9 protein-coding genes are annotated in these 14425 nt (G+C 73.9%); 4 read left to right on the top strand and 5 right to left on the bottom strand.

The features are described from left to right. Window positions 1-47: 47 nt before the first annotated feature. The 3 genes from EFE23_RS02700 to mfd all read right to left on the bottom strand — a co-directional run bounded on the left by EFE23_RS02700 (window position 48) and on the right by mfd (window position 5532). Entirely contained in the window at window positions 48-1040 is a 993-nt protein-coding gene (locus EFE23_RS02700) for a nucleoside triphosphate pyrophosphohydrolase (protein WP_123239272.1), read from the bottom strand. A gap of 5 nt (window positions 1041-1045) precedes the next feature. Further along, window positions 1046-1819, bottom strand: a complete 774-nt coding sequence (locus tag EFE23_RS02695; protein ID WP_123239271.1) for a hypothetical protein — start codon at window positions 1817-1819, stop codon at window positions 1046-1048. 68 nt (window positions 1820-1887) lie between these two features. Then, a complete protein-coding gene (mfd, locus tag EFE23_RS02690) occupies window positions 1888-5532 on the bottom strand; it encodes a transcription-repair coupling factor (RefSeq protein WP_123239270.1) in 3645 nt (1214 codons plus the stop codon). A gap of 136 nt (window positions 5533-5668) precedes the next feature. On the opposite strand from mfd, the gene EFE23_RS02685 reads away from it, so the two are divergent. Further along, the gene (locus EFE23_RS02685) at window positions 5669-6574 is read left to right on the top strand and encodes a helix-turn-helix domain-containing protein (protein ID WP_148058399.1); all 906 of its coding nucleotides are present in this window, start codon (window positions 5669-5671) and stop codon (window positions 6572-6574) included. A gap of 261 nt (window positions 6575-6835) precedes the next feature. Here EFE23_RS02685 and EFE23_RS02680 read toward each other — a convergent pair whose 3' ends face one another. Beyond that, window positions 6836-7876, bottom strand: coding sequence for a S66 family peptidase (locus EFE23_RS02680; protein ID WP_123239268.1), 1041 nt, complete (start codon window positions 7874-7876; stop codon window positions 6836-6838). 83 nt (window positions 7877-7959) lie between these two features. On the opposite strand from EFE23_RS02680, the gene EFE23_RS02675 reads away from it, so the two are divergent. Then, a complete protein-coding gene (locus EFE23_RS02675) occupies window positions 7960-9009 on the top strand; it encodes a hypothetical protein (RefSeq protein WP_123239267.1) in 1050 nt (349 codons plus the stop codon). Window positions 9010-9133: 124 nt separating this feature from the next. Continuing rightward, window positions 9134-11920, top strand: a complete 2787-nt coding sequence (gene ppc, locus EFE23_RS02670; protein ID WP_123239266.1) for a phosphoenolpyruvate carboxylase — start codon at window positions 9134-9136, stop codon at window positions 11918-11920. Window positions 11921-12260: 340 nt separating this feature from the next. On the opposite strand, the gene EFE23_RS02665 is transcribed toward ppc, so the two are convergent. Continuing rightward, a complete protein-coding gene (locus tag EFE23_RS02665) occupies window positions 12261-13100 on the bottom strand; it encodes a hypothetical protein (protein WP_123239265.1) in 840 nt (279 codons plus the stop codon). A 54-nt stretch (window positions 13101-13154) separates the two neighbouring features. Here EFE23_RS02665 and EFE23_RS02660 point away from each other — a divergent pair, with 54 nt between their 5' ends. After that, complete coding sequence (locus EFE23_RS02660) at window positions 13155-14399, top strand: DNA recombination protein RmuC (RefSeq protein WP_233600834.1); 1245 nt, start codon at window positions 13155-13157, stop codon at window positions 14397-14399. Window positions 14400-14425 lie beyond the last annotated feature (26 nt).

Below are 14425 nucleotides of genomic sequence, written 5' to 3'. Positions count from 1 at the left end.
GAAGTTAGCCGCGGCGAAACGGGCGTTTCACGCCGCTAACCTCATGATCAACGCGGGGCGTCCGGGGGTGTGGCGCGTTCGGCGGTGCGGACCGCTTCGGCGTAGGCGAGGGTGGCGCGGCGGAGGGCAGCCTCGGGGTCGAGTCCCGCCTGCCTCGCGGCGGCGACCGTTGACAGGAGGGCGGCGCCGAGCCTCGCCTCGGGGTCCACCTGGGAATCGGCCAGCGGGGGTGGCACGGCGAGGCCGATCCGGCCGGCCCGGTCCAGGATCTTCGCGGCCAGGGACAGGGCCGGCTGGCTCAGCGCGATGCCGTCGAGCACCGACTCCCGGGTCTTCTCGGCCCGCTTGATCCGCTCCCAGTTCGCCTCGATCTCCTCCAGCGAACCGGCCTGCTCCCCCGAGAAGACGTGCGGGTTCCGGCGGACCATCTTGTCGACCAGGCCGCCCGCCACGTCGTCGACCGTCCAGCGCTTCCCCTCCGGCAGCTCCTCGGCGAGCCGGGCATGCAGCAGCACCTGGAGCAGTACGTCGCCCAACTCCTCGCGGAGCGCGTCGGTGTCGTCGGCGCTGATCGCGTCGTACGCCTCGTAGCACTCCTCCAGCAGGAAGCCGGCGAGGCTGCGGTGGGTCTGCGCCCGCTTCCACGGGTCGCCACCCGGGGAGGCGAGCCGGTCCATCACCTCGACCGCGTCGAGCAGCCGCGCGCCCGGCGGGTCCCAGGAGCCGTACATCAACTCCAGCTCGGCCAGGCCCGGCTCGCGGGCCAGCCGCAGCCCCAGCTCCCGGGCGAGGGCCTCGTCCCCGGTCGGGCCGGCCAGCCACACCGCCGTGCCGTGCGCCGCCGCGGCGTCGAGCAACGCCTGCGTCGCACCCTCCGCGACCACGCCGACCTCGGCGCCCGCCGTGCGGACCACCCGGGTCAGCTCGCTCTCCGCGCCGGCCAGCACCGGCCCGCCGCGTACGACGTCCCAGGCGGCCGCGGTCAGCAGGCCGGCGGGCAGCCGGGGCGAGGTGACCAGCAGGACGATCCGCGCCGTCATGCCGCTCAGGGGTTGACCGGGGCGCTGGTCTCCGGTGCCTCGGGGGTCGAGATGTCGGTGACCGGACCGTCGTGGTTGATGTACGGCAGCGCGTAGAAGACCAGCGACTGGCCGGTGCTGACCACCGACGGCACGCCGATCGGGCCGTACTTCGGGTTGACCGTGGTGTCGACCTTGTCGGCCTCCTCGCGCAGCGCCGCGCTCAGCGCGGTGGCGCTACGCACGAACCCACCCTCGCCGAACGCCTGCTTGACCTGGTCGACCGACAGCCCGGCCCGGATCGCGCCGGTCTTGGCGATGGCCTGGTAGACGGCCATGATCGCGTCGTCGCTCAGGTCGGCCGGCGGCAGCTCCTGCTGGAGCGCGCCAGAGATGTCCACCCACTCACCCCAGAGCTTCGCGTACTCGGCGGCGGCCGGCATCTGCAGCTGGGCCTGGAGCTGCTCCGGGGAGACCTCGTCCTTGACCTCGATCTTCTTCTCGGCCACCACCCGCTTGCCCAGGTCGACGGCGATCAGCAGGTTCAGCACGTCCTGCCGGGTCACCGAGGAGCGCAGCTCCTCCGGCGCCGGCGAGGCGCCCGTCGCCGCCCGCTGGCCGCGGACCGCGTCGGCGTACTGCGCCTGAGCGTCGGCGTAGATCTCGTCCACCCGGTCGACGGAGTAGCGGGTGTCCCCGACGTAGGCGGCGACGTCCGGCGCGGACCGGCCGCAGGCGGTGAGGGAGAGGGCAGCGAGGGCCGCGACGCTGGCGGCGGCGAAGAGACGGCGAGCACGCATGCGGGTCACTCTCTCACGGCCGGTACGCGGCTGTGACGCCGCCCACCCGGGCACCCACCTGGCCGGCCTCACCGGGCACCCGCCCCGGCCGGCTCGACCGCCGCGGGCTCGCCCAGCACATCCTTGAGGAGTTGGGCGCACCACTCCAGCAGCGCCTGGTCGCGCAGCGGCTCGCCACCGATCCGGCGGGTGCTCGGCCGGGGCACGCTGACCTGGTCGAGCGCCTGCTTGTAGACCGAGTCCGGGTGGTAGCGCTTGAGCCGGAGCTGCTTCGAGTCGGGCAGCGGCAGCGGGCTGAACCGGATGTGCTTGCCCTGCATCGACACGTCGGCGAGGCCGTACCGGCGGGCGAGCAGCCGGAACCGGGCCACCGCGACCAGGTTCTGCACCGGTGCGGGCGGCTCGCCGTACCGGTCGGTCATCTCGGCGACCACCTCGCGCAGCCGCTCCTCGTCCCGGGCCTCGGCCAGCTTGCGGTACATCTCCAGGCGCAGCCGCTCCACGCCGACGTAGTCGTGCGGCAGGTGCGCGTCGATCGGCAGGTCGACCTTGACCTCGGTCTCCTCCGCCTGGTGCTCACCCTTGAACGCGGAGACCGCCTCGCCGACCATCCGCACGTACAGGTCGAAACCGACGCCCTCGATGTGCCCGGACTGCTCGCCGCCGAGCAGGTTGCCGGCGCCCCGGATCTCCAGGTCCTTCATCGCCACGTACATTCCGGCGCCCAGCTCGGTGTGCTGGGCGATGGTGGCCAGCCGCTCGTGCGCGTTCTCCGTGAGCGGCTTGTCCGCCGGATAGAGGAAGTACGCGTACGCCCGCTCCCGGCCCCGGCCGACCCGGCCCCGGATCTGGTGCAACTGGGCCAGGCCGAGCAGGTCGGCCCGCTCCACGATGAGGGTGTTGGCGTTCGGGATGTCGATGCCCGACTCCACGATCGTGGTGCAGACCAGGACGTCGAACTCCTTCTCCCAGAAGCCGACCATCACCTTCTCGAGCGCTTCCTCGCCCATCTGGCCGTGCGCCACCGCGACCCGGGCCTCGGGCACCAGCTCGCGGATCCGGCGGGCCGCCTTGTCGATCGACTCGACCCGGTTGTGCAGGTAGAACACCTGGCCGTCGCGGAGCAGCTCGCGGTGGATCGAGGCGGCCACCTGCCGGTCGTCGTACGCCCCGACGAAGGTGAGCACCGGGTGCCGCTCCTCCGGCGGGGTGGCGATGGTGGACATCTCCCGGATGCCGGTGATCGCCATCTCCAGCGTGCGCGGGATCGGGGTGGCCGACATGGCCAGCACGTCGACCGAGGCGCGCAGGGTCTTCAGGTGCTCCTTGTGCTCGACGCCGAAGCGCTGCTCCTCGTCGATGATGACCAGGCCGAGCTGTTTGAACCGGGTGGCCGCCTGGAGCAGCCGGTGGGTGCCGATCACGATGTCGACGGTGCCGTCGGCGACCATCTCCAGCGTCCGCTCGGACTCCTTCGGGGTCTGGAACCGGGACAGCTGCCGGATGGTCACCGGGAACTGGCTCATCCGCTCGGCGAACGTGTTGTAGTGCTGCTGCACCAGCAGCGTGGTGGGCACCAGCACGGCCACCTGCTTGCCGTCCTGCACCGCCTTGAACGCCGCCCGGACCGCGATCTCGGTCTTGCCGTACCCGACGTCGCCGCAGATCAGCCGGTCCATCGGGACGGTCTGCTCCATGTCCCGCTTGACCTCCTCGATGGCGGCCAGCTGGTCGGGCGTCTCCTGCCAGGGGAAGGCGTCCTCCAGCTCCCGCTGCCACGGGGTGTCCGGGCCGAAGTTGTGCCCCTTGGACGCCTTGCGGGCGGCGTAGAGCTGGATGAGCTGCGCGGCGATCTCCCGGACCGCCTTGCGGGCCCGGGCCTTGGACTTCTGCCAGTCCGAGCCGCCCATCTTGTGCAGGGTGGGCTGCTCGCCGCCGACGTACCGGGAGAGCTGGTCGAGCTGGTCGGTGGGGACGAAGAGCCGGTCACCGGGCTGGCCGCGCTTGCTCGGCGCGTACTCGATGACCAGGTATTCCCGGCTGGCGCCGTTGACGGTGCGCTGCACCAGCTCGACGTACCGGCCGATGCCGTGCTGCTCGTGCACCACGTGGTCGCCGGCCTTGAGCTCCAGCGGGTCGATGGTGTTGCGCCGCCGGCTGGGCAGCTTGCGCATGTCGCGGGTGGAGGTGCCCCGGCCGCCGGTGACGTCGTTGCCGGTGAGCAGCACGAACCGGGACGCCTCGTCGACGAAGCCGGCGGTCAGGCAGCCGCAGGAGACCAGCAGCTCGCCGGGGGTGGGCGCGGCCGGCACCTCCTCGGTGAGCCGGGCGCCGAGGCCGGCGTCGCGGAGCACCTCGACGGCCCGCTGGGCGGGGCCGTGCCCCTCGAAGACCAGCGCGATCGACCAGCCCTCGCCGGCCCAGCGCTTGAGGTCGTCGACCACCCGGGCGGTCTCGCCGTGGTAGAGCGGGGCGGGCTGGGCGGCCAGGGTCACCGCGATCGCGTCGTCCGGGGTGACGTCGACCTCGGTGGGCTCGTCCTCCCAGGGCTGCCGGGCGGGCGCGGCGTCGGCCTCGACCAGGCCGAACGGGGCGAGCGTCCACCAGGGCTGGCGCAGGGCGCGGGCCGTGGTGCGTACCTCGGCCAGGGTCTTGAAGGCGGCGGCGCCGAGGTCGACCGGGGCCTGGCCACCGACGGCGGCCGCGGCCCAGCTGGCCTGGAGGAACTCCTCGGAGGTACGCACCAGGTCGTGCGCCCGGGTGCGGATCCGCTCCGGGTCGCAGAGCAGCACGTGGGTGCCGGCCGGCATGCAGTCCACCAGCAGCTCCAGCGAGTCCGCGCCGATCAGCGCCGGGGCGAGCGACTCCATCCCCTCGACCGGGATGCCCTCGGCCAGCTTGTCGAGGATCTCGGCCAGCTCGGGGTGCTCCTGGGCGAGCGCCGCGGCCCGCTTCCGCACCGCGGGGGTGAGCAGCAGTTCCCGGCAGGGCGGTGCCCAGAGCTGCGCCACGCCCTCGATGGTGCGCTGGTCGGCGACGGCGAAGGTGCGGATCTCCTCCACCTCGTCGCCCCAGAACTCGACCCGGGACGGATGCTCGTCGGTGGGCGGGAAGACGTCGAGGATGCCGCCGCGCACGGCGAACTCGCCCCGCTTGGTGACCAGGTCCACCCGGGCGTACGCCATGTCGATCAGCCGCCGCGCGACCTCCTCCAGGTCCGCCTCGTCGCCGGCGGCGAGCTGCACCGGCTCCAGGTCGCCGAGCCCCTTGAGCTGCGGCTGGAGCAGCGACCGGACCGGGGCGACGACCACCCGCAGCGGGCCGGTGCGCCCGTGCGCGTCGGCCGCCTCCGGGTGGGCCAGCCGGCGCAGCACGGCGAGCCGCCGCCCGACCGTGTCGGAGCGGGGCGAGAGCCGCTCGTGCGGCAGCGTCTCCCAGGACGGGAAGACTGCCACCTGCTCCGGCGGCAGCAGGCTGCCCAGCGCGGCGGCGAGGTCGTCGGCCTCGCGGGTGGTGGCGGTCACGGCCAGCACGGGCCGGCCGGCGCCGCCGGCCGGCTCGTCGGCCGCGACCGCCGCTACGGCGAACGGGCGCAGCGCGGCGGGCGCGGTGATGTCCAGGCCGTCGACCTGCGCGGCACCGGAGCGCGCCAGGTCACGCGCCCGGGCCAGCCCGGGATCGGCCAGGGCGGCGGAGAAGAGTCCGGTGAGCATCAGTGATCACTTCCAGGAAGATCGACGCACGGCGACGACCCCGCGTCCGGTTGGACGGGGGGTTGCACCTTCCGAGACTATCCCGCGCCGAGGACAATCCGGGTGGCGCCGCGTACGCCGCACAAGGGGAGGAACGATGCCGGAACAGGTCGGCAGTGATCCCAGGAGACCGACCAGCACCGCCCGCTGGCGGGTGCTGGGAGCACCTCCCGGGATGCTGTTCTACCAGGTCAAATGCATCGTCGAGGATCCTGGCTGGCACGGGCCGTCGCTGGAGACCGGGCACCGGGTGTTCCTGGGCCGGGCCGGCACCGCGCAGTTGCGGCTCAACGGCCGGCTCTCCCTGGTCGACGCCACCGCGATGTGGCTCACCCGCCCCGGCGACGAGATGGCCACCAGCCACCCGCACGGTGACGGGGACGTCTACAGCTGCCTGGAGCTCGACCCGGAGGTGCTGGCCGCCCGCCCGGACACCGAGCAGTGGCTGCACCGGCGCGGCTGGTGGGGCAGCGCCGACGGGCGACTGGACCTCGAGCACCGGATGCTGGCCGCGCACTGCCGGCGCGGCATCGACCAGTTCGAGATGACCGAACGGCTGCACCGCTTCCTGGACCGGCTGCTGAGCCGGACGCCGCTCGGCGCCGGCGAGCCGGGCGCGGAGCTCGAACGGGCCGTCGGCCGGCGGCCGGCCACCCTGGTCGCCCACCGGCGGTTGGCCCACCGGGCCCGGGAGGTGCTGGTCGGCTCCGACTTCCGGCTGGGGCTGACCGAGGTGGCCGAGCAGGTCGGCTGCTCCCCGCACCACCTGAGCCGGGTGTTCCAGCGGGTGACCGGGGAGAGCCTGACCGCGTACCGGAACCGGCTGCGGGTGCGCTCGGTGCTGGACGTGCTGGCCGGCGGGGACGGGCCCCCGCTCGGCGAGGTCGCCGCGGCGCACGGCTTCGCCGACCAGGCGCACCTCACCCGCGTGGTCCGGCAGCAGGTCGGGCACCCGCCGGCCCGGCTGCGCCGGCTGTTCGGCGACCGGACCGGCGTCGCCTGAGCGCGATCTGGGGAGGTGCCGCACTGGGGGGAGTGCGGCACCTCGGCTGGCGGTCCGTGACACCCGGCCGCCGGCAGACCCGGCGACGGGGTGTCGGGCCTCCCCGAACAGGTCCGCGTACCCCGTTTCCGGTCGCCACCCTCCCCGGCGGCCGACCCGATCTGACGGGACCCATCCTCGCCGGGCCGGGCCGGGCCGTTCTTGAAGAATCTTGCCCGGTTCGGGTGACCCGGGTCGCAACGTCGGGCACCTGGGGGTGGATCAGTAGCGCACCGAGATCCGGTGTTCGACCGCGTCGACCCGGATCTCCCCGCCGTACGGGATGATCAGCTGCGGGTCGGTGTGCCCCAGATCGACGTCGAAGACCACGACCGGGTCGTCGGCGTAGTCGGCCAGAGCCCGGGTGATCGCCTCCCGCTGGGCCTCGCCCCAGGCCACCCGCTCGGCGAGCGAGTGCGGCTTGTCGAAGTCCCACGCCTTGGGCCGGCCGACCACGATCGCCGGGAAGGCGGCGAGCAGCCCGCGCTCGCCCATGTTGCGCACGATCCGGAAGACCTCCTGGGCGGTGGGCAGCTCGTTCGAGGTTTCGAAGACCAGCACCGACCCGGCCAGGTCGTCGGCCGACGGGACCCGGTCGGTCGCCATCAACCAGTGGATGATCTCCAGACAGCCGCCCCAGGTCCGGCCCTGGACCACCCGCGCCGGCCCCTGCCAGCGCCAACCGTCGCCGGGGAACATCACCGGCTCCTCGGCCAGGGTCGCCGGGTCCCGCCAGTCGCGTGGTTCGTCGCCCCACTCGGTCGCCGGGGTCAGCTCGTACCAGCCGGAGGTGAAGAGGGCGGCGCGCAGCGAGTCGAAGGTGACCAGGTTCGGCTTGCCGGACCGGCCGAGGTGCACCAGCACCGAGCCGCCGTGGTAGGCCACCATCCCCAGCCGGTAGAGGTGGTTGAGGACGTTGGTGTTGTCCGAGTACCCGTAGTAGGGCTTCGGGTTGGCCCGCAGCACCGCGTCGTCGAGGTGGGGGGTGACCGTGAGCAGGTCGTCCCCGCCGACGGTGGCGAGCACCGCGGTGATCGCCGGGTCGGCGAAGGCGGCGGTCAGGTCCCGGGCCCGGTCCCGCGGGTCGGCCCCCATCCGCCGGGTGGTCGGATATTCCACCGGCTCCAGCCCGAACTCCTCGCGCAGCCGGCGCAGGCCCAGCTCGTGCACGTGCGGGAAGAGCCCCGACAGCCCGGCGGAGGGCGAGACGATGGCGACCCGGTCGCCCGGCTTCGGCTTGGCGGGATAGCTCGGCGGCGTCATGACCCGACGCTATCGGGCCCGACCAGCGATTTCCGCCCCGGAAACCGACCGAGCCGGGCATATGCGGGCAATAGGCTGGCACCGTGGACGACGAGCCGGAGCCTCGGACGCGGGACTGGCTACCCCGTACGGCGGCGCTGGTCATCGGCACCCTGGCCCTGGCCGCCGCCTTCATCGCCGCCTACGTCGGCGCCCTGCACAAGCCGAACCCGCGCGACGTGCCGGTCGCGGTGGTCCTGGGCGACCAGCCCGCCCAGGCCGTCATGGCCGCCGTCCGGGCGCGGACCGACACGATCAAACCCGTCGAGTACGACAGCCAGGGCGCCGCCGTCACCGGGCTGAACCGCCGCGAGGTGTACGCGGTGCTGCGCTCCGCGCCGGGCGGCGGGCTGACCCTGGCCACGGCCAGCGCCGGCGCGCCCGCCGCGGCGGAGCTGGTCACCCAGGTGTTCACCGGGGCGACCCAGCAGGCCGGCGTGCCGCTCCAGGTCACCGACGAGGTGCCGGTGTCGGCCGGCGACCCACGTGGGCTCGTGCCGTTCTACCTGGCGGTCGGCCTGGTGCTCGGCGGTTACCTGGCCTCCACCGCGCTGGGCGTCTCGCTCGGCACCAGCCCCCGTGACCTGCGCGGAGCCGGCCTGCGGATCGCCACCCTCGCCGTGCACGCCGTCCTGCTCGGCATCATCGGGGCGGTGCTGGTCGGGCCGGTGCTGGACGTCTTCGAGCACAACGTGCCGGCCGTCGCGGTGATCGGGGCGCTGGCCGCGTTCGCCGCCGGGATGGTGGCCGCGGCCGTGCAGGGCTGGCTGGGGCTGCTCGGCACCGGCCTGGTGATCCTGCTGCTGGTGGTCCTCGGCAACCCCGGCTCGGGCGGGATCTACGCCCCGGAGTTCCTCCCCGCCTTCCTGCGCGGAATGCACCGCTGGAACGTGCCGGGACTCGCCACCGACCTGATCAAGTCCGTCGTCTACTTCGACTGGCGCGGCGGCCCCTGGCCACTGGTCGGGCTGCTGCTGTGGGCGCTGGCCGGCCTGGTCGGGCTGCTCACCGCGACGGCCTTCCGCGCCCACCGCCGGGCCGTCCGCGGCCGGGCCCGCCCCGCCCCGGCCGGCGCGCCGCGCACCGATGGCTGAGCCGGCCCGCCCGTCCCAGAGTGCAGATCATCACGCGGTCCCCCTCCTGCCGGTGGCCCCGGCGCGGATACCATCCAGGGAGTCGGACAGCGCTGTCCTTCGTACTCGCGTAAGGAGCGCACCCGTGACCGACCAGCACGACCACGACGGCCCGGACGCCGCGCTGCGGGCCGACATCCGCCGCCTCGGCACCCTGCTCGGGCAGACGCTCGCCCGCCAGGAGGGCCGACCCCTGCTCGACCTGGTCGAGGAGATCCGCGCCCAGGTCCGCTCCGACGCCCCGGCCGCCGCCCAGCGCCTCGCCGGCCTCGACGTCACCACCGGGACCAAGCTGGCCCGGGCCTTCTCCACCTACTTCCACCTGGCCAACATCACCGAGCAGGTGCACCGGGCCCGCGACCTGCGCCGCCGTCGGGCCACGCACGGCGGCTGGCTGGACCAGGCGGCCAAGATGATCGCCGAGCGCGGCGTGCCGGCCGAGGAGATCGCCGCCGCGGCCCGCCGGCTCGCGGTACGCCCGGTCTTCACCGCCCACCCCACCGAGGCGGCCCGCCGCTCGATCCTGTCCAAGCTGCGCGCGGTCGCCGACGAGCTGGACACCGAGACCGCCAACGCCATCCTGTACGGCGCCAGCGACGAGGGCCCGGCCAACCGGCGGCTCGCCGAACTGCTGGATCTGATGTGGCAGACCGACGAGCTGCGGCTGGACCGGCCGGACCCGACCGACGAGGCCCGCAACGCCATCTACTACCTGCGCGACCTGCACGCCGAGGCCGCCCCGCAGGTCCTCGACGACCTCGCCGACACGCTGCGGACCCTGGGCGTGGAGACCTCGCCCACCTCCCGACCGCTGAGCTTCGGCACCTGGATCGGCGGCGACCGGGACGGCAACCCGTTCGTCACGCCGGCGGTCACCAGCGAGGTGCTGCGGATCCAGCACGAGCACGGCATCGCCGCCACCGAGAAGGCGATGGACGCCCTGATCAACGAGGTCTCCGTCTCCCGGCGGCTGCGCGCGGTGTCGCTGGACCTCTCCGCCAGCCTCGCCGCCGACCTGGACGCGCTGCCCGAGGTGGCGCCCCGGTTCCGCCGGGTCAACGCCGAGGAGCCGTACCGGCTCAAGGCGCGCTGCGTGAAGGCGAAGCTGGCCAACACCCGGGAGCGGCTGCGCAACGGCACCGCGCACGTGCCGGGGCGGGACTACCGGGGCTCGGCCGAGCTGATCGCCGACCTGGAGCTGCTGCGCGCCTCGCTGGCCCGCAACTCCGGCCAGCTCACCGCCGTGGGCCGGCTCGCCTCGACCATCCGTACGGTGTCCGCGTTCGGGCTGCACCTGGCCACCATGGACGTCCGCGAGCACGCCGAGAAGCATCACGAGGTGCTCGCCCAGCTCTACGCGGCGGTCGGCGAGGTGTCCGACTACCCGGCGCTGACCCGGCTGGAGCGCACCAAGCTGCTCGCCGACGAGCTGACCGGCCGCCGGCCGCTCTCCACCCAGGACACCCCGCTCACCGAGTCGGCGCGGAAGACCTTCGACGTGTTCGCCGCGGTCCGCGAGGCGCAGGACCGGTTCGGCACCGAGGTGATCGAGTCGTACATCATCTCGATGACCCTCGGCGTCGACGACGTGCTCGCCGCGGTGGTGCTGGCCCGGGAGGCCGGCCTGATCGACGTGCACAGCGGCCGGGCCCGGATCGGCATCGTGCCGCTGCTGGAGACCCCGGCCGAACTGAACGCCGGCGGCGAGCTGCTGGACGAACTGCTGTCGCTGCCCGCGTACCGGGCGCTGGTCGCGGCTCGGGGCGACGTGCAGGAGGTGATGCTGGGCTACTCCGACTCCAACAAGGAGGCCGGCATCACCACCAGCCAGTGGTCCATCCACCGGGCCCAACGCGCGCTGCGCGACGTGGCCGCCCGGCACGGCGTGCACCTGCGGCTCTTCCACGGCCGGGGCGGCACGGTCGGCCGGGGCGGCGGCCCCACCCACGACGCCATCCTGGCCCAGCCGTACGGCACGCTGGACGGCGCGATCAAGGTGACCGAGCAGGGTGAGGTCATCTCCGACAAGTACACCCTGCCCGCGCTGGCCCGGGAGAACCTGGAGCTGACCGTCGCCGCGGTGCTCCAGGCGACGCTGCTGCACACCGCGCCCCGGCAGCCGGCCGAGATGCTGGAACGCTGGGACGCCACCATGGACGTGGTCTCCGAGTCGGCGTTCCGGTCGTACCGGTCGCTGGTGGAGGACCCGGACCTGCCGGCGTACTTCTGGGCCTCGACCCCGACCGAGCTGCTCGGCGCGCTGAACATCGGCTCCCGGCCGGCGAAGCGGCCGAACACCGGCGCCGGGCTGGCCGGCCTGCGGGCCATTCCGTGGGTGTTCGGCTGGACCCAGACCCGGCAGATCGTGCCCGGCTGGTTCGGCGTCGGGTCCGGGCTGGCCGCGGCGCGGGCGGCCGGGCTGGAGGACGTGCTGGCCGAGATGCACCGGAACTGGCACTTCTTCCGCACGTTCCTGTCGAACGTCGAGATGATGCTGACCAAGACCGACCTCTCGATCGCCCGCCGGTACGTGGAGACGCTCGTCCCGAGGAAGCTCCACCCGATCTTCGAGAAGATCGAGCAGGAGTACGAGCTGACCAAGCAGGAGGTGCTGGCGGTCACCAACTCGCCGGCCCTGCTGGAGAACTCGCCGGTGCTCCAGCGCACCCTGGCGGTGCGCGACACCTACCTGGAGCCGCTGCACCACCTCCAGGTGGCGCTGCTGCGCCAGTACCGGGACTCCGGCGCCGCCGGCCGGGCGGTGGCGACCGCGCCGGGCGGCCGGCGCGCCCCCAACGACAGCACGGCGCTGGAGCGGGCGCTGCTCACCACCGTGAACGGCATCGCCGCCGGCATGCGCAACACCGGCTGAGCCGCACCCGGTCCGCCTGGCCCGGTCCGCCTGGCCCGGTCCGCCCGCCTGCCGGGCGGACCGGCCGGTTCGCCCGGCAGCGCCCGGACGCCATGGCCCTCGGTGTCAGGCGCGTCGCCTGAGGGCCTCGACCGAGGCGCCGCCCCGGACGGCACACCGCTCACGACCAACATGTCCCAGCGACATAGCTATGTCTCTGAGACATGTCGCTTCCACATCATGTGCCCGCCGGGCCGCGACGGGCGCGACGTCGCAGCCGCGGCCAGGGCGCGCGGGCGGCGGCGCCGAGGGGCGGGACGGCCGTTCGCCGGTCAACCGACCCGGCGACCGCCGCCGGGCATCACCAGTCGCCGCCGCCGAAGTCCCCACCACCGAAGTCGCCGCCGAAGTCCCCGCCGCCGAAGTCGCCGCCGGCATAGTCGGCGGTGCCGTAGTCGGCGCCGGACCAGTCGCCCTGGTCGCCGGCGAACTGGTCGCCGCCGTAGTCGTTGCCGCCCTGGTCGCCGTAGTCCTGGCCGTCGCCGAACCCGTCCTGGAACCCCTCCTGGTAGCCGGCCTCGTAGCCGTACCCGGGGTCGGCGAAGGCGGGCGAGAAGAGCGCGTCGGCGATCAGCATGCCGCCGAGCACCCCGGCGCCGGCGCCCAGCGCGGTCTTCCACCAGGGCGTGGAATACCAGCCGGCCGGCACCGGCCGGCCCTGATAGTGCCCGCCGGGGTAGTAGTAGGGGGTGGCCGCCCCCGGCTGCGGACCGGCCCGGAACGTCTGCCCCTGCACGTTGACCTCGCGCTCCTTGGTGAGCTGGCCCACGCCCCGGGCCGAGGCGAGCGGGGGCAGTTCGGGGCCGGGGTCGATGCCCATGGCGGTGCGCGCCGCCCGGATGTACGTCAGCCCCTCCAGTGCGGTCTCCCGCGCCAGCGCGAACTGCCGCACCGTACCGGCCTGCTCCAGCTGGCTGCCGGCCGCGTTGTAGCGCTCGCCGGCGTCGACCAGCGCCTGCCGGACGGCCGGCTGATCGCCGTGCAGGTTCATCAGCTGGCCGCCGAGCCGCTCGTACCAGCGCTGCGCCTCGGCGCGGGCGTCGGCCAGCTCGGTGGCCCGCCGGGACCTGCTCCCCCACCGCCAGAACACGAGCGCACCTCCGAGCATCAGGATCAGGACCAGCCACAGGGCAAGTTCCATGACTCGAACGTACCCAGCGGGCGCACGTCGTACCCGTTTGGCAAGCTCTCTGCCATGACCTTCTCCACGCTGGCCGTGGTGGTGCTCTGCCTCGCCGCGGGCGGCGCGGTCGGCTGGCTGGCCGCCCGCTCCCGGGCGGCCGCCGAGATCGCCCGGCTGGAGGCCACGCTGGCCGCCACCCGGGAGGGCGAGGGGCGGCTGGAGCAGTCCATGCGGGCGCTCAACTACGAGGCGACCGCCCAGTCCCAGGAGGCCGTCGCCCGGGCGGTGGCGCCGCTGCACGACACCCTCCGCCGCTACGAGCAGCGGGTGGCCGAGCTGGAGCGGGACCGGGTCGACGCGTACGCGGAGCTGCGCGAGCAGGTCCGCGCGATGAGCACCGTCTCCGGGGAGCTGCGCACCGAGACCAAGCAGCTGGTCGCCGCGCTGCGCGCCCCGCAGGTGCGCGGCCGGTGGGGCGAGCACCAGCTCCGCCGGATCGTCGAGGCCGCCGGGCTGCTGGAGCACTGCGACTTCAACGAGCAGGTCACCGCCGCCACCGACCACCAGGGGGTACGCCCCGACCTGGTGGTCCGGCTGCACGGCGGCCGGACGGTGGTGGTCGACGCCAAGGCGCCCTTCGACGCGTACCTCACCGCGATGGAGGCGCGCGACGAGCGGGGGCGGGACACCCAGCTCGACGCGCACGCACGGCACCTGCGGGCACACGTGGACTCGCTCGCCGCCAAATCCTACTGGGCGGCGTTCGACCAGACCCCGGAGTTCGTGGTGCTGTTCGTGCCGGCCGACCCGTTCCTCGACGTGGCGTTGCAGCGCGACCCGACGCTGCTGGAGCACGCCTTCGCCCGCAACGTGGTGCTGGCGACGCCGGCCACCCTGGTGGCGCTGCTGCGCACGGTGGCCTACTCCTGGCGGCAGGAGGCGCTGGCCCGCAACGCCGCCACCGTGCACTCCCTGGCCCGCGAGCTGTACGGCCGGCTGTCCACCCTCGGCGACCACGTCGGCAAGCTCGGCGCGTCGCTGGGCGGCGCGGTGACGGCGTACAACCGGGCGGTCGGGTCGCTGGAGGCACGGGTGCTGGTGAGCGCCCGCAAGCTGGCCGAGCTGGGCGTCTCCGACCAGGAGCTGGCCGCCCCGGCCCAGGTCGAGGTCACGCCCCGCCAACCGCAGGCGCCGGAGCTGCTGGACAGCCCGTCCACATCGGCCGAACGGCCGGCCGGCCTCGACGTTCACCATGCCCTGCGTGACGATGACGGTCGATCCCCGTCACGGACCGGTCACAAATCCACTCCGGAGTAGTGACACCGATCCGGACAACCCAGAGG

This window comes from Micromonospora solifontis, assembly GCF_003725545.1.
Classification (GTDB): domain Bacteria; phylum Actinomycetota; class Actinomycetes; order Mycobacteriales; family Micromonosporaceae; genus Micromonospora; species Micromonospora solifontis.
This window is presented reverse-complemented; position numbering and strand designations above follow the sequence as displayed.

What these genes read in the sequence shown, in the direction of transcription:
- EFE23_RS02700 (WP_123239272.1), bottom strand. Translation starts at nt 1,040, where the DNA reads ATGACGGCGCGGATCGTCCTGCTGGTCACCTCGCCCCGGCTGCCCGCC.
- EFE23_RS02660 (WP_233600834.1), top strand. Translation starts at nt 13,155, where the DNA reads ATGACCTTCTCCACGCTGGCCGTGGTGGTGCTCTGCCTCGCCGCGGGC.
- EFE23_RS02665 (WP_123239265.1), bottom strand. Translation starts at nt 13,100, where the DNA reads ATGGAACTTGCCCTGTGGCTGGTCCTGATCCTGATGCTCGGAGGTGCG.
- mfd (WP_123239270.1), bottom strand. Translation starts at nt 5,532, where the DNA reads ATGCTCACCGGACTCTTCTCCGCCGCCCTGGCCGATCCCGGGCTGGCC.
- EFE23_RS02695 (WP_123239271.1), bottom strand. Translation starts at nt 1,819, where the DNA reads ATGCGTGCTCGCCGTCTCTTCGCCGCCGCCAGCGTCGCGGCCCTCGCT.
- EFE23_RS02685 (WP_148058399.1), top strand. Translation starts at nt 5,669, where the DNA reads ATGCCGGAACAGGTCGGCAGTGATCCCAGGAGACCGACCAGCACCGCC.
- EFE23_RS02680 (WP_123239268.1), bottom strand. Translation starts at nt 7,876, where the DNA reads ATGACGCCGCCGAGCTATCCCGCCAAGCCGAAGCCGGGCGACCGGGTC.